The following is a 25,366-nucleotide window of genomic DNA, read 5'->3' as shown; positions in this document are numbered from 1 at the left end:
TCCGCAATCTTACTCGGGCGCGGTGTCCTCCCTAACTTCCGAGGGGTCGGAAGGCGAGGTCGCCCGTGCCCGTGGTGTCGGCTTTCACCGATGCCACCGATCCGTATCCGGATGCCGCCAGCTGCGCCAGCAGCGGCTTGACGTTGCGGGGCGCTTTCTCCAGCCGCACCCGCTTCCCCTCCGCGATGAGGCCGGCCTTGAGCGCCATGAGCGTGGGAAACTCGACGTCGGCGTCGTACAGGAGCGCGACAGCATCCGTCGTCGTATCGTCGGGAAGCTCGAGCAGATCGACGATGCGCTCGAAGCCGATGGAGAAGCCGGCGGCGGGGACATCCGTTCCCAGGAAGCGGCCGATCATGCCGTCGTAGCGACCGCCACCACCGAGCGCGCTGGTGGACGACGGGTGTGCGATCTCGAAGATGGTTCCGGTGTAGTAGCCCATGCCGCGCACGAGGAAGGGGTCGAACTGCACGACCGGTGCGCCCTTGCCCTCGTCGACAGCGAGGCCGATGGCAGCGAGCTCGGCAATTGCGACCGGGTCGACGCCCGCGGGCAGGGCCTTGGCGATGGCACGCTCGCCGAACGGCAGAAACTCCATGGTCTGCGGGCGGCGGAAGAAGGTCTCGAGCGCGTCGCCGGGCAGGCCTTTCTCGCGCAGTTCGGCGACGACGCCGCCCTGGCCGATCTTGTCCAGCTTGTCGATGGTGATCAGGGCCGAGTCGTAGTCGGCCGGGTCGAAGCCGAGAGCCTCGAGCATGCCGAACAGCAGTCGGCGGTCGTTGACACGGATCGTCCAGCCGGTGAGGCCGAGGGCGGAGAGTGTGGCGCCCGTCGCGGTCATCAGCTCGATCTCGGCGAGCGCGCCCGGCTCCCCGATGATGTCGATGTCGGCCTGGATGAACTGGCGGTAGCGCCCCTTCTGCGGACGCTCGGCACGCCAGACCGACGCGATCTGGATCGAGCGGAACACCGTCGGCAGCTCGGCCCGGTGGCTGGCGTAGAAACGGGCGAGCGGAACGGTGAGGTCGAAACGGAGGCCGAGGTCGACCAGGTCGAGCGATTCGGTGGCGCTGGACAGGTCGTCAGCGGTGAGACCGCGCTTCATCACCCCGAAGGCGAGTTTCTCGTTGTCGCCGCCGAGGCCGGCGTGCAGGCGCTCGGAGTCCTCCATGACGGGGGTTTCGATCTCCTCGAAGCCGTGCGCTTCATAGACCGAACGGATGACGGACAGCACGTGCTCGCGTCGCTTCTTCTCTGCGGGCAGGAAGTCTCGCATCCCGCGGGGCGGGTTCACCTGGGTTGCCATGGGTCCATTCTTTCAGGCGGGCGGAGCGTGGTGCTTCAGGCGGGGTGTTCGGGCGGGGCGGGCGGAGCGTGGCGCTTCAGGCGGGCGGAGCTTGGCGATTCAGCCGGGCGGAACGTGGCGCTTCAGGCGGGCGGAACGTGGCGCTTCAGGCGGGCGGAGCGTGGCGGGCGGAGCGTGGCGCGATGCACCGGCAGTGGTGGACGCCGGGGCGGGTACTGTTCGCGGTCCGTGAGTGTGTCGACGGGCGGCCGCCTCGGTCCCTGAGCGTGTCGAAGGGCGGCAGTATTTCGGTCCCTGAGCGTGTCGAAGTGCGGCCCTCTTCTCCTCCACAGGTAGCCCGGTGTGGTGGGTTATAAACAGGGTCTGGTCAGCATTATTGGTGCCGACTCGAATGTCGGTGGTCGCTGCAACAATCGGGTCATGAAGGTCTCCACCGACGCATTGGCCGCCCACGTCGCGGCCCTGGCGCAGGCGTGGGACGACACGATCGTTGACCAACCCGGCATGCTGTTGCAGTTGATCGGGGATCTGGCGGCGGTGCAGCGCCGCATCGATACGCTCCGGGTTGCAGTTGCGGGAGAACTTGCGGACTTGTCCGCTGCCCACCGCGGCGGCGAGGCTATGGCGCGCCGGGCCGGACATGCCCGACCCGGCTCCTATCTGGCCGAGCTGTGGCAGATCAGCGTCGCCGAAGCAACCAGGCTGTGTGAGGTGGGTCTGGCAACGCGGCAACGGACCGCCTTGGACGGCTCGCTATTGCCGGCCCGATACCCGGCTGTGGGCGAGGCGATCGCCGCCGGGTCGGTCGGGGTGGAGGCGGGCGCGGTGATCGTGCGGGAACTGGACCTGGCCGCCCCATTCTGCTCGGCCGAGGCCAGGCTTGCCGGTGAGCGACTGCTGGTGGAGCACGCGCCCGGGTTGACGGTGAAGCAGGTGCACGGGGTGGCCCGGCAGGTGCGGGACCGACTGGATGAGGACGGTGCCGAACCGCGGGATGTGATCCGCCGCGGGCGGCGGGCGCTGTCGTGGGTGACTGAACCGGATGGGATGGTGCGTCTGGTCTGGGTGATGCCCCCAGAAACCGCAGGGCTGGTACGCGCCGGCATCGACCAGCTCGTGAGTGAGCAGCTGCGGGCTGCCCGCGACAGGGTTCCCGAATCCGCGGCACCGGCCGCATTGGCCGACACCGGGTTGGTCGACAGTGATGATCGGACCATGCCGCACCGCCGCGCCGACGCGGCCGAAGACCTGTTCCGGCAGGCGGTCAACTGCACGTGCGGTGCTGGTGGGGGTGGTGGTCCTCTGGTGACGGTGGTGGTGCGGATGAGCCTCGACCAGTTGGTCACCGGGCTCGGCACCGCCCAGATCGATGGGATCGATGCCGGGATCTCCGCCACTCGGGCGCGAATCCTGGCGGCGGATGCGAACATCATCCCGATTGTGCTTGGCGGTGCCGGGGAAGTCCTGGATCTGGGCAGGTCGCGGCGACTGTTCAGTCCCGCCCAACGCCACGCGTTGGCCGAAACCTATGGCGGGTGTGCGTTCCCGGCCTGCGGTCACCCACCGAGTTATACCGAAGCGCACCACCTCAAGTGGTGGTCCAGTGGTGGGGTAACGGATCTGGACAACGCGATCCCGTTGTGCTCGTTCCACCACCACCGCATCCACGACGACGGGTGGGAAATCCAACTTCGGGAGCGGGTGCCGTATTTCATTCCGCCACCCTGGATCGACCCCGACCAGACACCCCGACGAGGAGGAAAGGTGGTGATAGCGATGTGAGCGAGGTAAGCGGCCGAAGCGGATGTGCGCGGCGCCGCGGAGTTGCAGAAACCAGCGACCCGCGGAGTTGCAGAAACCAGCGGCCCGCGATGCGCACACGCCCGGCAGGAGCACAGCCCGCCCACCAGCTCGGCGACCGACACAACGCGTCTGCGGCGCGAAGAGGCAGCGCGAAGGCCCAGCGCGAAGCCAGCTACGCGCTCAGCCGAGTGTCGCCTACGAGCGCGATGAGACGCTCTTCATAGGCGTCGATCGCGCGCTCGAATGCGGCAGACGCGCGCTCCTCGTCATGACTGACGATCAGGTCGTAGTGAAGGCCGTAGATCATGTCGGTGATCATGCGCGCTTCGATCTCCGCGTCATCCTGATCGAGCCCGATCCCGACCAGAGCGTCGATGCCGACCTGATGCCAGCGATGGAACATCGCGAGCGATGCTTGCTGCGTGCCCGGTTCGCGCATCTCGAGCATCGCAGCCTCGAACTCGAGTCGCTGAAACTGTCGCGCGCGCGGCGCGAGCGACAGCTTCCAGGAGTGGCGCAGGTTGGCGAGGTGAGTCTGCAGGTCGCCCTGCTCCGCGGTGATGGCGCGGACGACGACATCCTGACGCTCGGTGATGCCGGTCACGATCTCGTGTATCAACTGCGCACGAGTGCCGAAGTGATACACCAGCGTGTAGGTGGAGACGCTCAGCCCCTCGGCAAGGCTGCGAAAAGTGAGCGTGGCCAGCGGTTTATCGAGCAGATACTCGAGCACCTGGGCGAGCAGCGCGGGTTTGCGGCTCGGGTCTGCGGTGCGGGACATCGCATAAACATAACGCGTGTTTTGCGTATGAGGGAAGGGTGTGGGTAGACTTCTTCTCGGTCGCCCTGTATGCCAGTGCCGAAACGGACGCAGCAAAGAGCACTCAACGCCGAACTTCTCTAGCGACCAAACATCGTCATTGTCGTGCGAACGCAGGGCATTGACCTCATGACTGGGCAGCGGATCGGGTAATTCGCTGTCCTTGGCTCGGCAACTTCATTTGCTGTGGAATTCCCTGCGAATTGAATACCCGAGCCACGGTGCCCTCCTCATTCGGGTTGAGGGGGGCACCACCTCTTTAGCGCGAGCGGGCAGTAAGCGCTACGCCCCGAAGCCGATAATCCCGGCGTCGTTCGGATCGCCGACCTCGCCCACCTCCGCCACGCGGATCTCCTCCTGCAGGCCGCGCAACGTGCCACGAAGGGCTCGCTCCGCATCGAGGCCGTTCGCCTTCGCCGACGCGACGATCGCGAGCAACAAACCGCCGAGCTGCTCCTCGTCGGCGACGGGGATGACCGCCGGAGCATCCGTGTCTACCACGCCCACCTTCTGCGCACGACCGATCAGCTTGTCGGCGAGCGCGAGGGAGGGCATCCCCTGCGGAATGCCGTCGAGCACGCTGGTGCGCTCCGGCTTCTCGATGCCCTTCTGCACGTCCCACAGCGCGACGACCTCCTCCGCCGTCCCCGCGTCGACGGTGCCGAAGACGTGGGGATGACGACCGATCATCTTTGCGGTCATGTGGGCCGCGACATCCTCGATAGTGAAGTCCTCACCCGGGGTGTGCGCGGCGATGTCGGAGTGGAAGATCACCTGGTACAGCACATCGCCGAGTTCCTCGATGAGCTCGGCCCGACGCGTCGGCCTCGTGGGGTCACTCTCGATCGAGTCGACGAGTTCGTACGTCTCCTCCACCAGGTACTGCACGAGCGACTCGTGGGTCTGCTCCGCGTCCCAGGCGCAGGCGCCGGGCGAGCGCAGATACTCCAAGACGGCGATCAGCTCGTCGAGTTTCGGATGCGGCGTGCTCACCGGCAGCGGAACGGCGGGGGTCTCTGCGCTCATGACACCATCTTCGCAGCAGGATCGGGACAGAATAGGGCGTGCTCTCCCCCGACGCCCCGGCCAGCCGCCTGATCCTCTGGGTTCTCCTGGCGCTGATCGTCGTGGTGTTGGCGGTGCGTGCCGTGCGAAAAGACCGCCGCGAATACGGTCGCTTCAAGCGCTTCGAACGCACCCGCAATCGGCAACGGATGATGCGCAAGTGGCTCATCGACTCGGTGGCGGTCTTCGGTGGCTCGAGTGTCATTCTCCTGCTGCTGGTCTGGCGCTATCTGCCCCTGTTTCTCGACGCCGTGAACGAGTGGCCGCCATTTCGCTGGCTGCGAGGACTGGTCGAAGACACCGGCGGATTCATCCCCGGCGTCGCCCTCGGCGCGGGCATCGCCCTGATCGTCGGGACGGTCATCGCGGTCTATCTCGCGCGCAAATCCGGCGACGTGCCGACCATCGGCGACATCGGAGCGATTCTGCCGCGCAATCGCACCGAGCTGAGGTACGGCGCCGCGCTCTCGGTGAACGCCGGGCTAGTCGAGGAGTTGATGTTCCGACTGGCGGTGCCGACGGTCGTGTTCGGCGCCAGCGGAAGCGCGCCCGCGGCAGTGATCGCGAGCATCCTGTTGTTCGGATCGCTGCACGTCTACCAGGGGCTACCCGGCATCGTCGGATCGACCGTGATCGGGGCGGTGCTGATGCTGCTCTTTCTCAGCACGGGTTCGATCATCGTGCCGATCGTCGTCCACGCGTTGATCGACCTTCGCTCGCTGGTGCTGATCCCGGTGCTGGTGTTCGGCGTAGCCCGAGTTCGCGCATAGGAGTTCGGGCCTCGGAGGGTTCGGGCCTAGGAGACCGCGGGCTCCGCACTCGGGGCAACCGCCTCGGTCGTCGTCCGCGGCATCGCGAACGCTGCCGCAACGGTAGCGATCGCCGCAACGGCGACTGCGACGAACACCGCGGTGGAGGCGGTCTGCACCGCATGCGGGTTGTTCTCGCCACCGGAAAAGCCCGAGAGCACCCCATTGGCGATGGCGCCGAAGATCGCTACCCCGATCGCGCTGCCGACCGACCGGGCGAACAGGTTGGTTCCGGTAACGACACCGCGCTCGTTCCAGAGCACGCTCGACTGCGCAGCGATCAGGCTCGGCGTGACCGCGAGCCCCATGCCGAGCCCGGTGACGACACAGCACGCCGCGGCCAGGAACACCGAGGGGAAGCCGCTGGTGAGGGTGAGGGCGACCGGTCCGATCACGGCCAGCGACATCCCGATCAGCACGGTCGAACGAAAACCGATGCGCAGATACAGCCGGCCCGCCTGCGAGGCCGAGATCGGCCATCCGATGGTCAGCGCAGCGAGCGCGAGCCCCGCCACCAGCGGCGCGGCATTGGTGGTCTTCTCAAGATAGGTGGGCACATACGACGTCAGCCCGATCAGGATCGCTCCGGTACCGAAGGAGACCAGGGATGTCGTGAGCAGCAGTCGTCGCGACAGCACCCAGAGCGGCAGTACCGGCTCGGCCGCACGGCGCTCGACCAGCACGAAGGCGACGAGCAACGCCGCGCCGACGGCGAAGGCGCCGATGCTCTGCACGGAGTTCCAGGCCCAGGCGTTGCCGCCCTCCAGCACCGCGAGAATGAGCAGACTCAGCGCCGCGGTCAGGGTCGCCGCCCCGAGGTAGTCGACCTTGTGCTTGCTGCGCTCGATCTTCTCGTGGAAGACCCGGACCAGCAGGACGATCGCCACGATGCACAGTGGCACGTTGACGAAGAAGATCCACCGCCAGCTGAGGAACTGCGAGAACACGCCGCCGAGCGTCGGCCCGACCACGGATGACACGGCCCACACGCTCGCGAGGTACGCCTGGGTCTTCGCCCGCTCCGCCACGGTGTAGATATCCCCGGCGATCGTGATCGACATCGGCTGCACAGCCCCGGCACCCAGGCCCTGCAGCGCGCGGAACGCGATCAGCGCCGGCATGCTCCAGGCGAACCCGCAGAGCACCGACCCGAGCAGAAACAGGCTGATACCGATGAGGATGATCGGCTTACGCCCCACCATGTCGGAGAACTTGGCGTACAGCGGCACCGAGACGGCCTGCGCGAGCAGGTAGATCGAGAACAGCCACGGGAAGCTCGCGAAGCCACCGATATCGTTCACGATCGACGGGACAGCGGTCGCGAGGATCGTCGAATCGATCGCCACCAGCCCGGTAGTGACCATCAGGGCGATCAGAATCGGGCCACGCTCAGAGCGGAAGCCGACGTTCAGCGCGGGTGATGCCGGTGTGGAAGAAGGCGTAGAAGCAGAAGTCACGAAAATCCTCGAGGTGTCAGCGACGCTCCAGTCGCCAGCGCCATACGGAACCCAAGCCGTTGCGCCGCGAAAGCATTCCCGCCATCAGCACGTTGTGCGGCCACCGTACTCACCCCAGGGCCGCGCCGTAGAATTGCAGGCAGTTCCGCCCGTGTTCGACGAAAGATCCCTGGGGTCCTCCGTCGACGGCGCTCGACCCAAAGGATCCGTTCATGAGCATCTCGTCGATCATCGACCACACCCTCCTCAAGCCGGAAGCGACCCGGGAGGACGTCGCTGCGCTCATCGCTGAGGCCGACGCTCTCGGCACCTTCTCGGTCTGCGTCTCGCCGTCGATGCTTCCGGTGCAGCTGCCCGAGGGGTCGAAGCTCAAGGTGGCCGTGGTCTGCGGCTTCCCGTCGGGCAAGCACAGCACGGAGGCCAAAGTCTTCGAGGCGGCACAGTCCATCGAGCGCGGTGCCGACGAGGTCGACATGGTTATCGACATCGGAGCCGCCAAGGAGGGTCGCTTCGACGACGTGCAAGACCAGATCCAGGCGGTTCGCGACGTGATCCCCGCGCCCCTCATCCTCAAGGTCATCATCGAGTCCGCCGCTCTCACCGATGCCGAGATCGTCGGCGTCACGCAGGCGTCGATCGCCGCCGGTGCCGACTTCGTCAAGACGTCCACCGGCTTCCACCCAGCCGGCGGTGCTTCCGAGCACGCCGTGCGGCTGATCTCCGAGACGGTCGCAGGGCGCGTCGGTGTCAAGGCGAGCGGCGGCATCCGCAGCTTCGAGACCGCACAAGCGATGATCACCGCCGGCGCCACGCGCCTCGGCGTCTCGGGCTCTCGCCAGGTGCTCGCCGAGGAGGCCGGCAACGCGCCGGCCGTCGTCAGCGGCGACACGTACTAGCGGGTTTCGTGAACGGGTTTCGTCGGCTGGTTCGCGGCCCGCGCCCACGGAGCTAGCCCCCGAATGGGCGCTTACGGTGGTGTCCACAGCACGGTATTTTTCGAGCATGGGTACCGGCTTACATTCGACAGCCGCCGCCCGAGTCCAGGCGACCCGAGCTCCCCGTGGCTAGGCAGCGTCTTCTGTTCGTGCCGCTGATCGTCGCCGTGGTCGTCGGCGTGGTGCTCGTCGCACCACGGGCGCGCTTCGATATGGATGTCGACGCCGGCCCCGCTCCATCCGTATCGAGTTCAGCGCTGGCCGTCACCGATCACGGCGAAGTGACCCATCTCGTCGATGGAGACACGCTCGACGTGTCTATCGCGGGCGTGACCACCCGCATCCGCCTGCTCAACATCGACACTCCCGAGACCGTGAAACCTGACAGCCCGGTCGAATGCATGGGCCCGCAAGCATCCGCACGACTGGCACAGCTCGCCCCTCCGGGCTCGACCGTCGGTCTGGCCTACGACGTCGAACGGACCGACCGGTATGGCCGCACCCTGGCCATGGTGATCACGCCCGACGGCGGCAATGCCAGCGAGATCCTCGCACGAGAGGGCCTCGGTGTCGCGGTCGAGTACGGCGCGAACGTCGCTGGGTACGACGCGATCATGGCTGCCGAACGACAGGCTCGGGATGCCAACGTCGGGCTGTATTCGGGAGCGTGCGGGTAGCCCTGCCCCTCGGCTCAACACACCGTGTCGGCGACCTTGAGAATCTGCTGGCCGAGGCTCGCATCGGCCGTCGCCTTCTGCGACGGGCTGGTCGAGCTGAGCGAAAGAAACGCGTAGCCGTTGAGCAGCGCCATCTGCATGTGGCTGTGATCGAGCGCGGATACCCGGTACAACTCCTCGGTGTATTCGGTCGGGAAGGTGGCCGGCACCTCCGGTTGATCGCCGACGAGAGTGATCACTTTGGTGGTCACCTTGCAGGCGTCCTGAGCGGGATCCTTGTATTTCTCGATCAGGCCGAGCCATCGACTCGCCGTCGACTCGGCGGAAGCATCCGGCTCGACCGTGGTGAGGAGCGTCTTCGTCTCCGACTGGGTCCGCCCGAGGGCCTGAGCGAGGTCGTCGAGTGCCCGCGGCGCCTGCTTCACGGTGCTGCTGCATCCGGTCACCAGCGCGAGGACCACGACGACACCGGCAAGTGCGGGAAGGACGGGAAGAGCACGAGATCGACGCATCGGCGCACCGTTCGATCGGGACGAGCCCCGGGTGACACGTCACTGCTCATGTTCTAGCAGCCAGAGCAGCGGATGTCGAGAGCAGCGGATGTCCAGAACAGAGGATGTCGAGAGAAGCGGATGTTCCTCGTCGTGCCCATGCGACTGCTCGGCTGCAGTTCCACCGTCGGGTTGATGCGCAGCCGCTTCACCTTTTCGGTGCCGTCGGGGGTGGTGACGATGATGGCATCACCGTCTCGGGCGATCCAGACCGGGGTCGAGACTCGCCAGACTTGCGAAAGGTAGTCAGAGACACGAAGTCCTGCGACCCGAGATCGAGCAGGGCGGGGCAGGGGTCATGCCGAGCAGAGTAGTCCGGGGTGTGCAGAGTAGTCCGGGGTGCGCGTCAGCCGCTTCGACCCGGTCCAGCGACGGCATCTCTCGCCAGCAGTGTGGCGCCCGCGACCGCCGCGGGCATGAGAGCCAGACCCGCGAGGGGCACCAGGAACAGAACGTAGGTGAGCACGCCGAAGCCGAGGGTGCGGGCTCGGCGAGCGCCGAGCATCCGTCGTCGCTCTTTCAGGCTGAGTCCGCGCGCGTCGAAGGCGTAGCCGCTGAGTTCGATGGCGAGCACCCAGCCGCCGGTGATGGCGCCGATCACCGGCCCCGCGACCGGGCCGACGACGGGCACAAGACCGACCACGAAGACGAACACCGCGACCAGCACCGCGACGACGAGCAGACGGATGCCGTTGCCGAGTCCGCGACGCAGCGAACGCCAGACCGACTCGTCGAGTTCTGCCGGCGCCCCGCCCGCGCGGACCTCCACCCCATGCCAGATGCGCTCGAAGAAGGGGTCGCCGACCGCGAGGGTGACCGCGGCGTAGGTCGAGACGGCGAGGAGTACGACCGCGGCGATGAGTGCCACGCCGACGGCGAGATGGATGCCGGCCCGCCACGGTTCGACCCAGCCGGCGGCAAAGGGGGTGAGCCAGGCGACCACCGTGTCGAGATTCACGGCCAGGACCACGATCGCGGCGACGTAGACCACTCCGACGATGAACGCCGGGATCACGCCGAGCAGCATCAGCCTTGGCGAGGTGGCCCAGACCCGTAGCCCACGACCGAGATAGGCCATTCCGCCGACGAAGTCGCGGACGGGAGAGGGCATGGTCCAGGGTAAGCCTCCGCTCCCTCACCGGTCGTTCGCCCGCACATCGTTCCCGAACCGAGCGGCACTGTCAGCCGCGGCTGCGATGCTTGAGCGCGTGACCACCGCTACCTCCCTCACCGGCACCAACACCAGCACCCGTGACGCCGCCGTCGAGGTGCTGCGCACGCTCGTCGGGCGCGACGACGCCGACTTCCACGAGGGGCAGTTCGAGGCGATCGAGACCCTCGTCGATCGGCACAGCCGCGCACTTGTCGTGCAGCGCACCGGGTGGGGCAAGTCCGCGGTGTACTTCGTTGCCACGCTGCTGCTGCGACGCCGTGGCGCCGGGCCGACGATCCTGGTGTCGCCGCTCCTCGCCCTGATGCGCGACCAGATCGCCGCAGCGGCCCGCGCCGGTGTGCGCGCCGTCGCCATCAACTCCACCAACGCTCACGAGTGGGGCGAGGTGCAACGGATGCTCGCGGCCGACGAAGTGGACGTGCTGCTGGTCTCCCCCGAACGCCTCAACAACCCGGGTTTCCGCGAGAACCAGCTGCCCGCGCTGATCGATCGCATCGGCATGCTCGTCGTGGACGAGGCGCACTGCATCTCCGATTGGGGGCACGACTTCCGGCCCGACTACCGGCGCCTGCGCGACCTGATCGCCCAGATGCCGACCGGAGTGCCGGTGCTCGCCACAACGGCGACCGCCAACGAGCGCGTCGTGACGGATGTCGCGGAACAGTTGAACGGCGCAGTGCAGTTGAACGACGCAGTGCAGTTGAACGACGCAGTGCAGCTCGAGGGATCCGGCGATGCCCCTGGAGTCGTCACCATTCGCGGCCCGCTCGCTCGGGCCTCCCTGCGCCTCGGCGTGCTGCGCCTGCCCGACGCGCGCGGTCGCCTCGGCTGGCTGCTCAGCCACCTCGATGACCTTCCCGGCAGCGGCATCATCTATGCCCTCACCGTGTCCGCGGCGGAAGACACCGCCCGCCTTCTCCGCAAGGCGGGACACACGGTGCACGCCTACACGGGCCAGACCGACACCGCCGAACGCGAACAGCTCGAGGCGGCGCTCAAAAACAACCAGGTCAAGGCGCTCGTGGCCACCAGCGCTCTCGGCATGGGCTTCGACAAGCCCGATCTGGGTTTCGTGCTGCACCTCGGTGCGCCGTCCTCCCCCGTCGCCTACTACCAGCAGGTCGGCCGTGCGGGGCGAGCGACCGCGAACGCCGACGTGCTGCTCATGCCCGGCATCGAAGACGAGGCCATCTGGCAGTACTTCGCCACCGCCTCGATGCCGAGTGAAGCCCGGGCGTCTGCGGTGCTGGAGGCGCTGCAGGCGAACGGCGGGGCCCCGCTGTCGACGCCGGCTCTCGAATCGCGAGTGGACATCCGGCGCACGCCGCTCGAACTGCTGCTCAAGGTGCTCGATGTCGACGGAGCGGTGCAGCGGGTGCAGGGCGGCTGGGTCGCCACCGGGCGACCGTGGACCTACGACCGCGATCGCTACGAGCGCATCGCCGCCGAACGCGTGGCCGAGCAGCAGCACATGCTCGACTACGAGACCACCACCGGGTGCCGCATGGAGTTTCTCCAACGCTCGCTCGACGACGACACCGCGGTGCCCTGCGGCCGGTGCGACAACTGTGCGGGTGTCTGGTACCCGACCGATGTGGCGAGCGATGCCGCGGAGACCGCCGCGCAATCACTCGACCGCGTCGGGGTCGCCCTCGAACCCCGCGCCCAGTGGCCGTCCGGCGCCGACAGGCGCGGCGTCTCAGATTCGGGAATCACGGTTAAGGGCAATATCAAACCCCCCGAGCGGATGCTCGAGGGCCGTGCGCTCGCCAGACTCACCGACCTCGGCTGGGGAAACACCCTGCGGGCGACCTTCGCGCCGAACACTCCCGACGCGCCAGCAAGCGCCGCGATGCTCGCCGCCTGCGTGCGGGTGCTGGCGGAATGGGGCTGGGACACGCGCCCGGTCGGGGTGGTCTCGATGCCCTCGGCGAAGCATCCGCTGCTCGTGTCCTCGGTCGCAGACGAACTATCGACGGTCGGACGCCTGCCGTTGCTCGGGTCACTCGATCTCATCGACGACGCGCCGAGCGAATCGGGCGGCAACAGCGTCTACCGGTTGGGGTCGGTGTGGAACCGGTTCGCCGTCGGCCCAGATCTCGCTGCGGCTCTCTCCTCGATCGACGGCCCGGTACTGCTCGTCGACGACCTGGCCGACAGTCGGTGGACGCTCACCGTGGCGTCTCGGTTGCTGCTGCGTGCGGGGGCGCCGAGCGTCTTGCCGTTCGTGCTCGCGCTGCGGTCGTAACCAGAGCTACCGCCCGCGGCACGATCGGACGTACAGTCGCGATGTGACCCCCGCCGATGCCGCAGCGATTCTCGGGGTGACGCTCGAGGCGTCTCCCGCCGAGATCGACGCGGCCTACAAGCGGCGGGCGCGGGCATCACATCCCGACCAGTTCGCCGGGGCCGGCCCCGAACAGACGCGGAAGGCGGCGGACGAGTTCATCCGCGTGACCGATGCTCGGTCACTGTTGTCGCGGTACGCCGCCGAGCACGCCACGCAGCAGGACCGCCCGCGACGGCCGCCCACTGTGATCATCACCACGCCGGTCTCTGGCGAGCAGATTCTCCGACGCGCTGCCGCACCGGTTTCGACGATCGTCTGGGGTTACCTGCTGGTATTCGCCAGCGTGTTCGCCTTCGTCGGCGGCGCGCTGCCGTTCTCGCCGTGGATGCTGCTGGTGCTGATCCCGACGGATGTCGCCGCGATCGCCTACGCCCGCACCGGCAGCCGGCCGCTGATGATCGCCACCCTGCTGCTCGGCGCGGCGAACGCCGCCGTCACGATCGCTTTCGCCTCGTTCGGCGCCCTTCTGGCCTTCGAGGTGCTGCTCGCTCCCGGTATCGCGCTGTTCGTACTCGGCCAGCGCACCGCCCGCAGACGGTTACGCGTCAGGCGCTGACCTCGTCGACCTTCAGCTCGGCCCCGAAGATCGCCACCAACAGCTGGCCGGTCCACTCGATCAGGTCCCCGTCGGCGAGCGGAACCCCCTGGCGAACCGGCATCGGCACGGAGACCGAGTGGGTCTGGGGGAAGTACCGAGCGCCCGGGAACATCCGTTGCAGTCGGATCTGGATCGAGTCCGCCAGTTCCATCGACGCGACCCGGAGATTGCCGCCCGCAGTGACGACCTCCGACAGACCGGCCTTTTGCGCCATCCGTCGCAGCCGCGAGACGGCGATGAGGTTGAGCACCTCGGCCGGCGGTTCGCCGTAGCGGTCAGTGAGCTCTTCGAGCACGCGGTCGATCGAGTCGGCGGATGCCGCGGGCGAGGAAGCGGTGGAGAGCTTCTGGTATGCCTCCAGCCTCAGCCGCTCGCTCTCGACATACTCCTCGGGGATGTGGGCATTGACCGGCAGCTCCAGGCGCAACTCGGTCTGCCCCTCCGCGGCATCGCCGCGGAAGGTCGACACGGCCTCGCCGATCATGCGCAGGTACAGGTCGAAACCGACGCCGGCGATGTGGCCGGACTGCTCGCCACCGAGCAGGTTTCCGGCCCCGCGGATCTCGAGGTCTTTGAGCGCCACCTGCATTCCCGCGCCCAGCTCGTTGTTCGCCGCGATGGTGGCCAGGCGGTCATGGGCGACCTCGCCGAGCGGCTTGTCGGCGTCATAGAGGAAGTACGCGTAGGCGCGCTCACGGCCACGACCGACGCGCCCGCGCAGCTGATGCAACTGCGACAGGCCGTACTTGTCGGCCCGGTCGATGATCAGCGTGTTGGCGTTGGCGATGTCGAGCCCGGTCTCGATGATGGTGGTCGACACCAGCACGTCGAACTTGCGCTCCCAGAAGTCGACCATGACCTGCTCGAGCACGTGCTCGGGCAATTGACCGTGGGCGACCGCCACCCGGGCTTCCGGCACGAGCTCCGCGATCTGCGCCGCGACCCGGTTGATCGAGGAGACCCGGTTGTGCACGTAGAACACCTGGCCCTCGCGCAGCAGTTCGCGGCGGATCGCGGCGGAGACCTGCTTCTCGTTGTGCGGCCCGACGAAGGTGAGGATGGGGTGCCGATCCTCGGGCGGGGTGGCCAGCGTCGACATCTCGCGGATTCCGGTAACGGCCATCTCGAGCGTGCGCGGGATCGGGGTCGCACTCATCGCCAGGATGTCCACGTTGGTTTTCAGCTTCTTCAGCTGATCCTTGTGCTCAACACCGAAGCGCTGCTCCTCGTCGATGATCACGAGGCCGAGGTCTTTGAACTTCACGCTCGAGCTGAGCAGGCGATGGGTGCCGATCACGACATCCACCGTGCCGTCTGCCATGCCCTCGATGGTCTCCTTGGATTCCTTCTCGGTCTGGAACCGGCTGAGCGCGCGCAGGTGCACCGGGAATCCGGCGAAGCGCTCGGCGAAGGTCTCCATGTGCTGACGCACCAGCAGCGTGGTCGGCACGAGCATGACGACCTGCTTGCCGTCCTGCACCGCCTTGAACGCTGCGCGCACGGCGACCTCGGTCTTGCCGTAGCCCACGTCGCCGGCGATAAGCCGGTCCATCGGGATGGGCCGCTCCATGTCGGCCTTCACCTCGTCGATGGTGGTGAGCTGGTCGATGGTCTCGGCGAAGGGGAAGGCGTCTTCGAGTTCCTGCTGCCACGGGGTGTCGGGCGGGAACGCGTGCCCCTTCGACGCCATGCGCGCCGAGTAGAGCTTCACCAGTTCGACGGCGATGTCGCGCACCGCCTTGCGGGCGCGTCCCTTCGCGGCCGACCAGTCGGATCCGCCCATCTTGCTGAGCGCCGGCGCCTCGCCCCCGACATAGCGGGTGAGCAGGTCGAGCTGATCGGTGGGAACGTAGAGCTTGTCGCCCGGGTAGCCGCGCTTCGAGGGGGCGTACTCGATCAGCAGATACTCGCGGGAGTTCTTCACCGCGTTGCGGCCGCCGCTCGAGACCATGCGCTGCACCAGCTCGACGAACTTGCCGATGCCGTGAGTCTCGTGCACGACGAAGTCGCCGGGCTTCAGCTGCAGCGGGTCGACCACGTTCTTGCGGCGGCTGGCCAGCTTCTTCACCTGGCGAGCGTCATAGCCGGCCGCGCGGCCGTAGAACTCGCTCTCGCTGACGACGCCGATCTTCACCTCGGGCAGCTCGAAACCCTGCTCGACGGATGCCTTGAGCAGGTACACGACGCCGGTCTCGGTCTCTGCCGGAAAGGCATCCACCACCCGCGCGGCGTAGCCGCGATCGGAGATCGCCTCGGCCGCCCGCTCGACCAATCCGGCACCCTGGGCCACCACGCCGATCGCCCAGCCGTCACCGAGCCGCTCGCCGAGATAATCGAGACCGCCCTCGGCCTTGCCCTGGAACGACGGAACAGTGGATGACTCGATGCGGATGTAGTGGTCGCCGTCGCGCAGCTCGCTGGTCGCGCTCGACTCGACGGACCCGCCGCTCACATCGGTCGGCTCGGCAGCGCCGGTGTCGAAGCTCGACAGCGTCCACCACGAGCGCGCGCCCGCCGATTCGCGCAGCTCGGTGACGCTGAGGAAGTCGCCAGCGTCGAGGTCGATCGGCGCCTCTGCCCCGGCGGTGGCCGCGTTCCAGGCCGCTCCGAGGAATTCGCTGTTGGTCTCCACCAGGCTGACCGCTCGACTGGCGACGCGTTCGGGCGCGAGCACCGCGATGGCGGCGGATTCCGGCAGGTAGTGGGTGAGTGGAACGAGACTGTCGACCAGCGCGGGCGCGAGCGACTCCATGCCGTCCACCGGGATTCCCTCAGCGATCTTCGCCAGCATCTGCGCGAGCGACGGGAACTCGTGCTGCATCTCCTTGGCGCGCTGCCGCACGGCCGGAGTGAGCAGCATCTCGCGGCTGGCGAGCAGCTCGACACTCTCCACCGGCTCGGGCAGCGACCGCTGGTCGGCGACCGAGAACTGGCGGATCTGCTCCACCTCGTCGCCGAAGAACTCGATGCGCCACGGGTGCTCCCCCGTGGGCGAGAACACGTCGAGGATGCCACCGCGCACCGCGAACTCGCCGCGGCGGGTGACCATGTCGACGCGCGAGTACGCGCGGTCCACCAGGTGCGTGGAGATGTCAGACAGGTTGTACCCGCGGCCAGCGGCCGTCAGCACGATCGGCTCGTAGGTGGTCAGATCGGCGGCGAGGGGTTGCAGGGCGGCGCGCACGCTGGCGACGATGATGATGTCGGGCTTGGCCGAATCTGTATCGGCAGACCACTTCTGCAGTTCACGCAGGGCACGGATGCGCTTGCCGACGGTCTCGGCGGAGGGGCTCAGCCGCTCGTGCGGGAGCGTCTCCCAGGCCGGGAACTCGATAACCTGCGCGGTGGGCGCGACGCTGGCGAGGGCACCGCGCAACGACTCGGAATCCCGGCCGGTGGCCACCACGGCGAGCAGAGCCTGCGGCCCCTCGCGCTTCGCTAGCAGCCCGGCCAGGAGGGGCGCACGAAGGCCTTCGACCAGCGAGAAATCGGCGCTGCGGTTGGCCCAGGCGAGGGCGTTGTCGAACGTGTGGGCGCGCGAAAGCGCCGGGATTATGCCCTCGAGTATCACCCGACGAGTTTAGTCGCCGCCCCCGACACCGTCGGTCGGCGTTCGCTGTCGGCTGCCACACCGCGGCGGTGCTACGGCTATACGGGCTCGGTGTGAAAGCGCAGCTGGGCCGCGGTAAGACCGTCGACGGCGATCTGCTCGACCGCGTCGGCGGCATCCGCCAGCAGGTTGGGAAGCACCTTGCGCTCCTCTGACGAGAAGTCGCGCAGAACGAAGTCGGCCGCAGGCTGGCGACCCGGTGGGCGGCCGACGCCGACGCGCACCCGGATGAAGTCGGCACTCCCGGTCGCGGCGATGATGTCACGCAGACCGTTGTGCCCGCCGTGACCGCCGCCCTGCTTGAGACGAAGTCGGTCGAACGGGATGTCGAGTTCGTCGTGCACCACGATGAGCCGCGACGGGTCGAGAGAGTAGAACTTCAGCAGCGCCGCAACCGGGCCGCCAGACAGGTTCATGTAGCTGTTGGGCTTGGCCAGGATGAGTCGAGGGCCGCCGGGAGCTGTGCGCCCCTCGGCGACCATCGCGTTGGTCTTCTGCGAGCGGAACGTCGCACCGATGCGGTGAGCGAGTTCCGCGAGAACCATCTGACCGACGTTGTGTCGATTGCTCGCGTAGTCGGGCCCGGGGTTACCGAGCCCGACTACGAGCCACTGAGCGTCGTCCACCGTTAGAGGTTGTACATGGACGTCAGTGATTGTCTAGATGTGAGCCGATTACTCGGACTCGGCGGCAGCGACCTCGGCCTCGCCGGCGACAGCACCCTCGTCGCCCTCGCTCGAGCCCAGGTCGGCCTCGGTGGCGGAGGTGATGCCGACGACGAGTGCCTCGGGGTCGGAGATGAGCACCGAGCCGGTGGGCAGCTCGACGTCCTTGGCGAGAAGCTGGAAGCCCTCTTCCCTGCCCTCGATGTCGATGACGATGCGCTCCGGGATGTGGATGGCGTCGGCCTCGATCGAGAGGGTGTTCGCGTCCTGGTTGACGGTGGTGCCGGCCATGGCCTCACCCTCGAGGTGCACGGGGATGTCGACGGTCACGCGCTCACCGGTACGGATGATGACGAGGTCGATGTGCTCGATAATCTGGCGCACCGGGTCCTTCTGCACGTCCTTGACCAGCGCGAGCTGGCTCTTGCCGTCGATCTGCAGGTCGAGGATGGCGTTCGACTTGCGCAGAAGCAGCGTCACGTCGTGAGCCGGCAGCGCGAAGTGCTGCGGGTCGGAGCCGTGGCCGTAGAGCACGACCGGGATCTTGCCCAGCACGCGCAGCTTGCGAGCGACGCCCTTACCGAAGGTGGTGCGCGCCTCGGCGACGACCTTGTTGGTCAGCTCGGGACGAGCCTTCTTCTCAGACATGGTTTCTCCATCTGCGAGCGGGGCTCGCGTCTCTTAGGTTTCAACTCGAACGCATCAAGCGTGAGGAAAAAGACTCTGCGACCGTTATAAACGGCATGCAGTCACAGCCCAACTCCACCGCGTCGATAACGGATGCCGCCCGCCCGAGTATCGGGCCGGCCGACGATCCCTCGCCGAAGTACAGTGCAAGAGTTTACACGGCATCGCCCGCAGTGATGCCGCTGACTATTCTGGCCACCAGCTCGACGGGCGGCTCCCCCGCTCGGAGTTCCACGGTGATTCCCGGCTCGTCGGATTCGAGCGGTTCGAGCGTTGCCAGCTGCGACCCGAGGAGGGAGCTCGGCATGAAGTGTCCGTGCCGATTCTCGAGCCGCGATTCGATCAGTTCGCGCGACCCCTCGAGGTAGATGAACCGTGCGGTGGGGGCCGCGGCGAGGATTGCCTCGCGGTAGGCGCGCTTCAGGGCAGAGCAGGCCATGACCAGCCCGGTCCCGGAGCCGCCGGGAGACGCGGCTGCAGCCGACAGCTCGGCGCCCACCAGGGCCAGCCACGGCATCCGGTCGTCGTCGGTGAGAGCGATGCCCGCCGCCATCTTCGCGACGTTGGAGGCGGGATGCAGCGGGTCGGCATCCTGGAACGGAACGTCGAGCGCGGCCGCGAGCGCGGCACCCACGGTGGACTTGCCGGAGCCGGAGACCCCCATCACGACGAGGAGCGGCTGGGGCGAAGTTGAGCTCACGACTCCACCGTACGCGCTCGGTAATACAGGCCACGGCAATACAGGCAACGGCAATACAGCCCGGGCCATACAGGTGACTGGGCGGCTAGCCTGGAAGTCCGCCGCCGAACCAACGCGGCCCTGATCAAGGAGACGACGTGGTCGACAGAAAAGCGAATATCGGTGTCGTGGGACTGGCTGTGATGGGCAGCAATCTCGCCCGTAACCTGGCCAGCCGCGAGGGCAACACGGTCGCCGTGTTCAACCGCTCCCCCGGCCGCACCGATGAACTGGTCGAGGAGCACCCCGAGGCCGAATTCGTCGCCGCCACCACGTATGAGGAGTTCGCCGCATCCCTCTCCACGCCGCGCACCGCGATCATCATGGTGCAGGCCGGCAAGGGAACGGATGCGGTGATCGACGAGCTGGTGAAGGTCTTCGAGCCCGGCGACATCATCGTCGACGGCGGCAACGCCTTCTTCAAAGACACCATCCGTCGCGAGAAGGCGGTACGCGAGACCGGCATCAACTTCGTCGGCGCCGGCATCTCCGGTGGCGAGGAGGGTGCGCTGAAGGGTCCGTCGATCATGCCCGGCGGATCCGCCGAGGCTTATGAGACGCTCGGGCCGATTCTGGCGTCGATCGCCGCCATCGCCGAGGGCGAGCCCTGCGTCACCCACGTCGGCACCGACGGTGCAGGCCACTTCGTCAAGATGATCCACAACGGCATCGAGTACGCCGACATGCAGCTCATCGCCGAGGCCTACGACCTCATCCGTCGCGGCACCGGCAAGTCCCCTGCCGAGATCGCCGACATCTTCGCCGAGTGGAACAAGGGCGAGCTCGAGAGCTACCTCATCGAGATCACCGCGGAGGTGCTGCGCCAGGTCGATGCCGAGACCGGCACACCACTGGTCGACGTGATTCTCGACCAGGCCGGAGCCAAGGGCACCGGCGCCTGGACCGTGCAGACCGCGCTCGACCTCGGCATCCCGGTCTCCGGCATCGCCGAAGCGGTCTTCGCCCGCTCGCTGTCGTCGAAGCCCGCTCAGCGGGCCGCGGCATCCGATCTCCCCGGTCCGACCGAGGCCTGGACGGTGGATGACTCGGACGGAACCAGCACGGATACGTTCATCGAAGACGTACGGCTCGCGCTGTACGCCTCCAAGATGATCGCTTACGCGCAGGGGTTCGACGAGATCGTGGCCGGCGCGGAGGAGTACGGCTGGGACATCCACAAGGGTGACATCGCGAAGATCTGGCGTGGCGGCTGCATCATCCGCGCACAGTTCCTCAACCGGATCACCGAGGCCTACGCCGAGAACTCCGACCTGCCGACCCTGCTCGTGGCGCCATACTTCCGCGACGCGATCACCGGCGCGGAGCCGTCGTGGCGGCGCGTGGTCTCGACCGCCGCGACCGCCGGCATCCCGTCCCCCGCGTTCTCCTCGTCACTGTCGTACTACGACGGGCTGCGCGCGGATCGGCTGCCGGCCTCGCTCATTCAGGGCCAGCGCGACTTCTTCGGTGCGCACACCTACAAGCGCATCGACAAGGAGGGCACGTTCCACACGCTGTGGAGCGGCGACCGCACGGAGATTTCATCCTGAGCCTGTCGAAGGGCGAAACCGAGGGCAGCTCGCACTAACCGCACCGAACCTCAGCGCCCTCGCGTAGCGTCTGTGTCCGCCCTCCGCCGACCTTTCGTTACGCGAGGGCGCATTCCTTTTGCGATCGTTATGGTGCGCGGGCCGAAACGTCAGCCGCTGGTGTCAGGATTGGGTGGTCATGGACTACGACGACGAACCCGAGCTGACCGGCTATGTCCCCACCGAGGGACACCCTCGGCGACGCCGCACGCTGATGATCATGCGCGTCGTCGTGCTCGTCGGCATCGCCTGCCTGATACTCCCCGGAGTGCTCACCTCCGTGTCGGTTGCGAGCGAAACCGCGGACTCGGCCTGTCGCGCCTGGGTGCGGTACGAAGCATCCGATGCCACAGGCGTCTCGGCCCGATTCGAGGTCTTCGGCCCCGGCGGAATGGGGTGGGAGTGCTACGCCACCGGCGGCTTCGGCGGCGATCGGCACGTCGCCTCGCTCGGGCTCATCCCGGTGTCGCCGCGCCTGTCGCCCGTTCCCGTCTCGAACAGCTAGGCCTTCGCAGCTACGCCTTCTGCGCGGCTAGACCTTCTGCGCAGCTAGACCTTCTGTGCCTCGGCGGCGACCAACTCGTCCCTGACCTGCTTGCGGAGCACCTTGCCGATGAGTGACTTCGGCAGCTCGTCTACGGCGATCACGCGGCGCGGCACCTTGTAGGCGGTGAGCCCATCGCGGGCGAAATCACGAATGCCGGTCTCGTCCAGGCTGCGACCTGGCTTGAGAACGACGGCGGCAACCACATCCTCACCGCTGTGCTCGCTCGGCAGACCGACGACCGCGACATCCTGGATGTCCGGGTGCCCCCGCAGGGCATCCTCGACCTCGCTCGGGGCGACGTTGAAACCGCCGGTGATGATGAGTTCCTTGATGCGATCCACGATGGAAACGAAGCCATCGGCGTCGAGCGTCACGATGTCGCCGGTGCGGAACCATGGGCCAGCGTCGTCGCCCTCCGCCGCCTCCACGAAGACCGTGGCCGTCTCCTCGGGCTTCTTCCAATAGCCGGAGAAGACCTGCGGGCCGCGGACGAGCAGCTCGCCCTCCTCCCCGCTCGGGCGGTCGACGGTGGGGTTGTCGGGGTCGACGACGCGCACCTCGGTGTTGGGCAGCGGCAGGCCGACGGTGCCGGCGCGACGGGTCGGCCCGACCGGGTTCGCCATCAGCACGGGGCTGGTCTCCGACAGGCCGTAGCCCTCAACCAGGTAGCCGCCGGTCTGCGCCTCCCATGGCTCGACCACCGACGGCGACAGCGGCATGGCGCCGGAGATCGCGATCTCGATGCCCTTCAGTGAGACGCCCTTCTCCTTCGCCGCCGCCGTGAGGCGCTCGTAGATCGGCGGAACCGCGGGCAGGAAGGTGGCGGGGTGCCTCTTGATCACCGGCAGCACCAGATCGGGGTCGAACTTCGGGAACAGCACCAGGCGCGCCCCCATGCTCATCGCGAACGTGAGGCAGAGGGTCAGTCCGTAGGCGTGGAACATCGGCAGCACCGCATAGACGACGGATGTCCCGCGCTTGACCGTGGGTACCCAGGCCCGCGACTGCGCGGCATTGGTGGTGAGGTTCAGGTGCGTGAGAGTCGCGCCCTTCGGCACGCCGGTCGTGCCACTGGTGTACTGGATGAGCGCGACGTCATCCATGCTCGGTCGGAAGATGTGATCGTCGATGCGGTCGGCGTCGACCAGCTTCTCCCACGGCACGGTACCGCGCACGGCCGTGGTGAGGGCGGCGCGCGACTCGCGGGCCTTAGCGACCGGAAGGCGCAGCAGCGCGCGCGTGGCGAACGGCATGGCGCGCGTGACGTCCACCGAGACGATCGTCTCGACCGCGACATCCGCCGGGAAGGCCTGCACCGTGGCGACGACGTTGTTCCAGACGATGGCGAACTTGGCGCCGTGGTCTTCGAACTGGTGGCGGAGTTCGCGCGGTGTGTACAGCGGGTTGTGCTCGACGACGATGCCGCCCAGGCGCAACACCGCGTAGAACGCGACGATGTGCTGCGGGCAGTTCGGCAGCACCAGCGCGACGGTATCGCCCTTCTGCACGCCCAGCAGGCGCAGGCCTTCGGCCGCCCGCACGATCTGCTCGCCGAGCTCGCCGTAGCTGGTGGTCGCGCCGAAGAACTCGAGCGCCACGTTGTCTGGGTAGGTCTTCACCGACTCCTCGACCAGGTCGAACAGCGATCCGGTCGGCAGCTCAATCTCGTGCGGAACTCCCTCCGCGTAACTGGTCAACCAGGGGCGCGGCGGCGTTGTCGTCATGCTGGTAACTCTACGCACCGGTGCGACGCGCTCAGGTCTGACCACGCGTCCGCCCGCAGGATGAGATCGGCAATCCGGCAGTCAACAGGATGAGATCGGGAGTTCGACCTAGCCCATCCTGTTGACCGACGCGCTACTCGTCGTCCTCGTATCGAAACCGGCCGGGCTACTCCGCGAGGATCCCGTCGATCTGTCCGATCGCGAGGCTCATGCCCTCTTCCATGCCCATGGCCACCATCTGCTCGAGCTGCTCGACACTGTCGAACTGGGTGAGAATCGACATCCGCGTTCCCCCGTCTTTCGCTTCGAGGGTGAGTACGGCGTGCGTCGGGGCGATGGATGTGTCGGGCTCCCCGTCCGCGTCGGCGAAACCGTCGTCGAACCGCAGGCTGGTCGGCGCGTCGATGGCGGTGATCTGCCACCATCCGCCGGCTTTGTCGCCCTCGGGGCCGGTCATGTAGTAACTCGAGCGCCCGCCCACACTGAAGTCGTGCGTGACAAAGGTGGCCGGCCAGGTCGGTGGGCCCCACCACCGTTCGAGCTGCCGCGGGTCTTCCCACAGCTGCCAGACACGATTGACGTCGGCGTCGAACTGGGCGGTGATCGTCATCGTGAGGTCGTCGAGGTTCTTCACTGAACTGAGGAATGGCATGGTGTGTCTCCTGTTCTCGTGTTCCCGGTTATTCCTTCAGCAGAGCATCGATGCTGCTGATGCGCTGCTTCCAGAGGTCTTCGTAAGCGTCGAGGAGGCGTGCGGCCCGGCGCAGCGCCTCGCGGTTTCCGTGCACGATCTGCTCCCGTCCTCGCTTCTCCTTGCGCACGAGCATTGCCAGCTCGAGCACCGCAACGTGTTTCTGCACGGCCGCGAAACTCATCGCGTAGCCAACGGCGAGGGCAGATACCGACTGCTCCCGCTCGATCACGCGCGCCACGATGTCGCGCCGAGTCGCATCCGCCAGCGCCTGGAAGATGCGATCGATCTGCGCTTCGTCGAGTCTATCTACAACCATTTGGTTGTAGATTACGCGCCGGTGCGCGGACGCGCAATAGCGAGTTCTAGGATGACCACATGTCGAGAGAGATTCGCGATAAGAGGAGTGAACCCGGTCCGCCCCCAGAAGAACGCGAAAGCCCCGGCACTGGTTTCCTGGTGGTCGAGATCCTCTGGACACTCCTCGTCGGCGTCGCGAAAGTCATCGCACGGTTGATCGGGGCCCTAATGGCGTGATCGCCGGCGTGCGCGTGGGGCGAGTCGGGTTAGCGCTTACGCGGCCCCGTCGAACATCGAGGTGACCGAGCCGTCGCTGAAGACCTCGTGGATCGCACTCGCGATGAGCGGCGCGATCGGCAGGATGGTCAGCGTCGAGAAGCGCTTGTCTTCGGGGATCGGGAGGGTATCCGTCACCACGACCTCGTCGATGAACTCGCTCTGCAGGATCTCGCTCGCCGGGTCAGAGAAGACCGCATGCGTGGCGGCGACGACGACGTTGGTCGCACCATTCTTCTTGAGCGCCTCGGCGGCCTTCACGATGGTTCCCCCGGTGTCGATCATGTCGTCGACGATGAGGCAGGTGCGGCCGGAGACGTCACCGACGATCTCGTGCACGCTCACCTTGTTCGGCACCAGAGGATCGCGGCGCTTGTGGATGATCGCGAGCGGTGCGCCCAGCTTGTCGCTCCAAATATCGGCGACGCGCACGCGGCCCATGTCGGGCGAGACGACGGTGAGAGTGGTCGGGTCGAGGCGTTCCTTGAAGTACTTGAGCAGCACCGGCATGGCGAACAGGTGGTCGACGGGTCCGTCGAAGAAGCCCTGGATCTGCGCGGCGTGCAGGTCGACGCTCATGATGCGGTCGGCACCGGCAGCCTTGAACAGGTCGGCGATCAGGCGGGCGGAGATCGGCTCGCGACCGCGGCCCTTCTTGTCCTGCCGCGCGTAGGGATAGAACGGCGCAACCACGGTGATCCGCTTGGCCGATGCACGCTTGAGCGCGTCGACCATGATGAGCTGCTCCATGAGCCACTCGTTGATCGGATAGGTGTGGGACTGGATGACGAAGGCATCCGATCCACGCACACTCTCGTCGAACCGCGCATAGATCTCACCATTGGCGAAGGTGCGCGCGTCGGTGTGGACGAGATCGGCCTCGAGCTCCGCCGCGATGTCGACGGCGAGCTGGGGGTGGGCACGACCCGTTACGAGTACGAGCCGCTTTTCACCGGTGGCCGTAATTTCTGTCACGCTGTCCCGCTTTCTGAG

At 67.2% G+C, this 25,366-nt stretch carries 23 protein-coding genes; 9 read left to right on the top strand and 14 right to left on the bottom strand.

Features of this window, described 5'->3' with window-relative positions; translation table 11 throughout:
- Positions 1 to 31: 31 nt before the first annotated feature.
- Positions 32 to 1,306: a histidine--tRNA ligase gene (gene hisS, locus IV501_RS06255; protein ID WP_200555594.1), complete on the bottom strand. Its 1,275-nt coding sequence runs from the start codon at positions 1,304 to 1,306 to the stop codon at positions 32 to 34.
- 420 nt (positions 1,307 to 1,726) lie between these two features.
- Here hisS and IV501_RS06250 point away from each other — a divergent pair, with 420 nt between their 5' ends.
- Positions 1,727 to 3,088: an HNH endonuclease signature motif containing protein gene (locus IV501_RS06250; protein WP_200555593.1), complete on the top strand. Its 1,362-nt coding sequence runs from the start codon at positions 1,727 to 1,729 to the stop codon at positions 3,086 to 3,088.
- A 193-nt stretch (positions 3,089 to 3,281) separates the two neighbouring features.
- Here IV501_RS06250 and IV501_RS06245 read toward each other — a convergent pair whose 3' ends face one another.
- Both IV501_RS06245 and IV501_RS06240 read right to left on the bottom strand, forming a co-directional pair.
- Complete coding sequence (locus IV501_RS06245; protein WP_200555592.1) at positions 3,282 to 3,890, bottom strand: TetR/AcrR family transcriptional regulator; 609 nt, start codon at positions 3,888 to 3,890, stop codon at positions 3,282 to 3,284.
- Between the two features lie 321 nt (positions 3,891 to 4,211).
- Complete coding sequence (locus tag IV501_RS06240; RefSeq protein WP_200555591.1) at positions 4,212 to 4,955, bottom strand: nucleoside triphosphate pyrophosphohydrolase; 744 nt, start codon at positions 4,953 to 4,955, stop codon at positions 4,212 to 4,214.
- A 38-nt stretch (positions 4,956 to 4,993) separates the two neighbouring features.
- Here IV501_RS06240 and IV501_RS16370 point away from each other — a divergent pair, with 38 nt between their 5' ends.
- Positions 4,994 to 5,764 (top strand): CPBP family intramembrane glutamic endopeptidase, encoded by a 771-nt coding sequence (locus IV501_RS16370; RefSeq protein ID WP_200555590.1) that lies wholly within the window; start codon positions 4,994 to 4,996, stop codon positions 5,762 to 5,764.
- A 26-nt stretch (positions 5,765 to 5,790) separates the two neighbouring features.
- On the opposite strand, the gene IV501_RS06230 is transcribed toward IV501_RS16370, so the two are convergent.
- Positions 5,791 to 7,167, bottom strand: a complete 1,377-nt coding sequence (locus tag IV501_RS06230; protein ID WP_200556118.1) for an MFS transporter — start codon at positions 7,165 to 7,167, stop codon at positions 5,791 to 5,793.
- Positions 7,168 to 7,472: 305 nt separating this feature from the next.
- Here IV501_RS06230 and deoC point away from each other — a divergent pair, with 305 nt between their 5' ends.
- Complete coding sequence (gene deoC, locus IV501_RS06225) at positions 7,473 to 8,156, top strand: deoxyribose-phosphate aldolase (protein ID WP_200555589.1); 684 nt, start codon at positions 7,473 to 7,475, stop codon at positions 8,154 to 8,156.
- Between the two features lie 164 nt (positions 8,157 to 8,320).
- A complete protein-coding gene (locus IV501_RS06220; RefSeq protein ID WP_307812212.1) occupies positions 8,321 to 8,872 on the top strand; it encodes a thermonuclease family protein in 552 nt (183 codons plus the stop codon).
- Positions 8,873 to 8,886: 14 nt separating this feature from the next.
- Here the strand turns inward: IV501_RS06220 and IV501_RS06215 are convergent, their stop codons facing one another.
- Complete coding sequence (locus IV501_RS06215) at positions 8,887 to 9,384, bottom strand: hypothetical protein (RefSeq protein ID WP_200555588.1); 498 nt, start codon at positions 9,382 to 9,384, stop codon at positions 8,887 to 8,889.
- Positions 9,385 to 9,769: 385 nt separating this feature from the next.
- Positions 9,770 to 10,534 (bottom strand): EI24 domain-containing protein, encoded by a 765-nt coding sequence (locus tag IV501_RS06210; protein ID WP_200555587.1) that lies wholly within the window; start codon positions 10,532 to 10,534, stop codon positions 9,770 to 9,772.
- An 85-nt stretch (positions 10,535 to 10,619) separates the two neighbouring features.
- On the opposite strand from IV501_RS06210, the gene IV501_RS06205 reads away from it, so the two are divergent.
- Both IV501_RS06205 and IV501_RS06200 read left to right on the top strand, forming a co-directional pair.
- On the top strand, positions 10,620 to 12,845 hold the full coding sequence (locus IV501_RS06205) for a RecQ family ATP-dependent DNA helicase (RefSeq protein ID WP_200555586.1): 2,226 nt from the start codon (positions 10,620 to 10,622) through the stop codon (positions 12,843 to 12,845).
- Between the two features lie 43 nt (positions 12,846 to 12,888).
- Positions 12,889 to 13,503, top strand: coding sequence for a J domain-containing protein (locus IV501_RS06200; protein ID WP_200555585.1), 615 nt, complete (start codon positions 12,889 to 12,891; stop codon positions 13,501 to 13,503).
- On the opposite strand, the gene mfd is transcribed toward IV501_RS06200, so the two are convergent.
- The 4 genes from mfd to IV501_RS06180 form a co-directional block, all read right to left on the bottom strand.
- Positions 13,493 to 17,116, bottom strand: coding sequence for a transcription-repair coupling factor (gene mfd, locus IV501_RS06195; RefSeq protein ID WP_200555584.1), 3,624 nt, complete (start codon positions 17,114 to 17,116; stop codon positions 13,493 to 13,495). The genes IV501_RS06200 and mfd overlap by 11 nt on opposite strands.
- 77 nt (positions 17,117 to 17,193) lie before the next feature.
- Positions 17,194 to 17,781: an aminoacyl-tRNA hydrolase gene (gene pth / locus IV501_RS06190; RefSeq protein WP_200555583.1), complete on the bottom strand. Its 588-nt coding sequence runs from the start codon at positions 17,779 to 17,781 to the stop codon at positions 17,194 to 17,196.
- Between the two features lie 48 nt (positions 17,782 to 17,829).
- Complete coding sequence (locus IV501_RS06185) at positions 17,830 to 18,468, bottom strand: 50S ribosomal protein L25/general stress protein Ctc (protein WP_200555582.1); 639 nt, start codon at positions 18,466 to 18,468, stop codon at positions 17,830 to 17,832.
- A 193-nt stretch (positions 18,469 to 18,661) separates the two neighbouring features.
- Positions 18,662 to 19,207, bottom strand: coding sequence for a gluconokinase (locus tag IV501_RS06180; RefSeq protein ID WP_307812211.1), 546 nt, complete (start codon positions 19,205 to 19,207; stop codon positions 18,662 to 18,664).
- Positions 19,208 to 19,389: 182 nt separating this feature from the next.
- Here IV501_RS06180 and gnd point away from each other — a divergent pair, with 182 nt between their 5' ends.
- Complete coding sequence (gene gnd, locus IV501_RS06175) at positions 19,390 to 20,796, top strand: NADP-dependent phosphogluconate dehydrogenase (protein WP_234698388.1); 1,407 nt, start codon at positions 19,390 to 19,392, stop codon at positions 20,794 to 20,796.
- A 178-nt stretch (positions 20,797 to 20,974) separates the two neighbouring features.
- Complete coding sequence (locus IV501_RS06170) at positions 20,975 to 21,340, top strand: hypothetical protein (RefSeq protein WP_200555579.1); 366 nt, start codon at positions 20,975 to 20,977, stop codon at positions 21,338 to 21,340.
- 44 nt (positions 21,341 to 21,384) lie between these two features.
- Here IV501_RS06170 and IV501_RS06165 read toward each other — a convergent pair whose 3' ends face one another.
- The 3 genes from IV501_RS06165 to IV501_RS06155 all read right to left on the bottom strand — a co-directional run bounded on the left by IV501_RS06165 (position 21,385) and on the right by IV501_RS06155 (position 24,116).
- Positions 21,385 to 23,106, bottom strand: coding sequence for a long-chain-fatty-acid--CoA ligase (locus IV501_RS06165; RefSeq protein WP_200555578.1), 1,722 nt, complete (start codon positions 23,104 to 23,106; stop codon positions 21,385 to 21,387).
- A gap of 166 nt (positions 23,107 to 23,272) precedes the next feature.
- Entirely contained in the window at positions 23,273 to 23,758 is a 486-nt protein-coding gene (locus IV501_RS06160) for an SRPBCC family protein (RefSeq protein WP_200555577.1), read from the bottom strand.
- Between the two features lie 28 nt (positions 23,759 to 23,786).
- Complete coding sequence (locus IV501_RS06155; RefSeq protein ID WP_200555576.1) at positions 23,787 to 24,116, bottom strand: ArsR/SmtB family transcription factor; 330 nt, start codon at positions 24,114 to 24,116, stop codon at positions 23,787 to 23,789.
- A gap of 59 nt (positions 24,117 to 24,175) precedes the next feature.
- Between IV501_RS06155 and IV501_RS06150 the strand changes: the two genes are divergently transcribed.
- Positions 24,176 to 24,334 carry a hypothetical protein gene (locus IV501_RS06150; protein ID WP_200555575.1) on the top strand — a complete coding sequence of 53 codons (159 nt, stop codon included), beginning with the start codon at positions 24,176 to 24,178 and terminating at the stop codon, positions 24,332 to 24,334.
- A gap of 36 nt (positions 24,335 to 24,370) precedes the next feature.
- Here IV501_RS06150 and IV501_RS06145 read toward each other — a convergent pair whose 3' ends face one another.
- Positions 24,371 to 25,348 (bottom strand): ribose-phosphate diphosphokinase, encoded by a 978-nt coding sequence (locus IV501_RS06145; protein ID WP_200555574.1) that lies wholly within the window; start codon positions 25,346 to 25,348, stop codon positions 24,371 to 24,373.
- Between the last annotated feature and the right edge of the window lie 18 nt (positions 25,349 to 25,366).

The organism is Lacisediminihabitans changchengi (assembly GCF_016634425.1).
GTDB classification, from domain to species: domain Bacteria; phylum Actinomycetota; class Actinomycetes; order Actinomycetales; family Microbacteriaceae; genus Lacisediminihabitans; species Lacisediminihabitans changchengi.
Note: the sequence above shows the minus strand (reverse complement) of the source record. Positions and strands in the feature narration are given on the sequence as shown.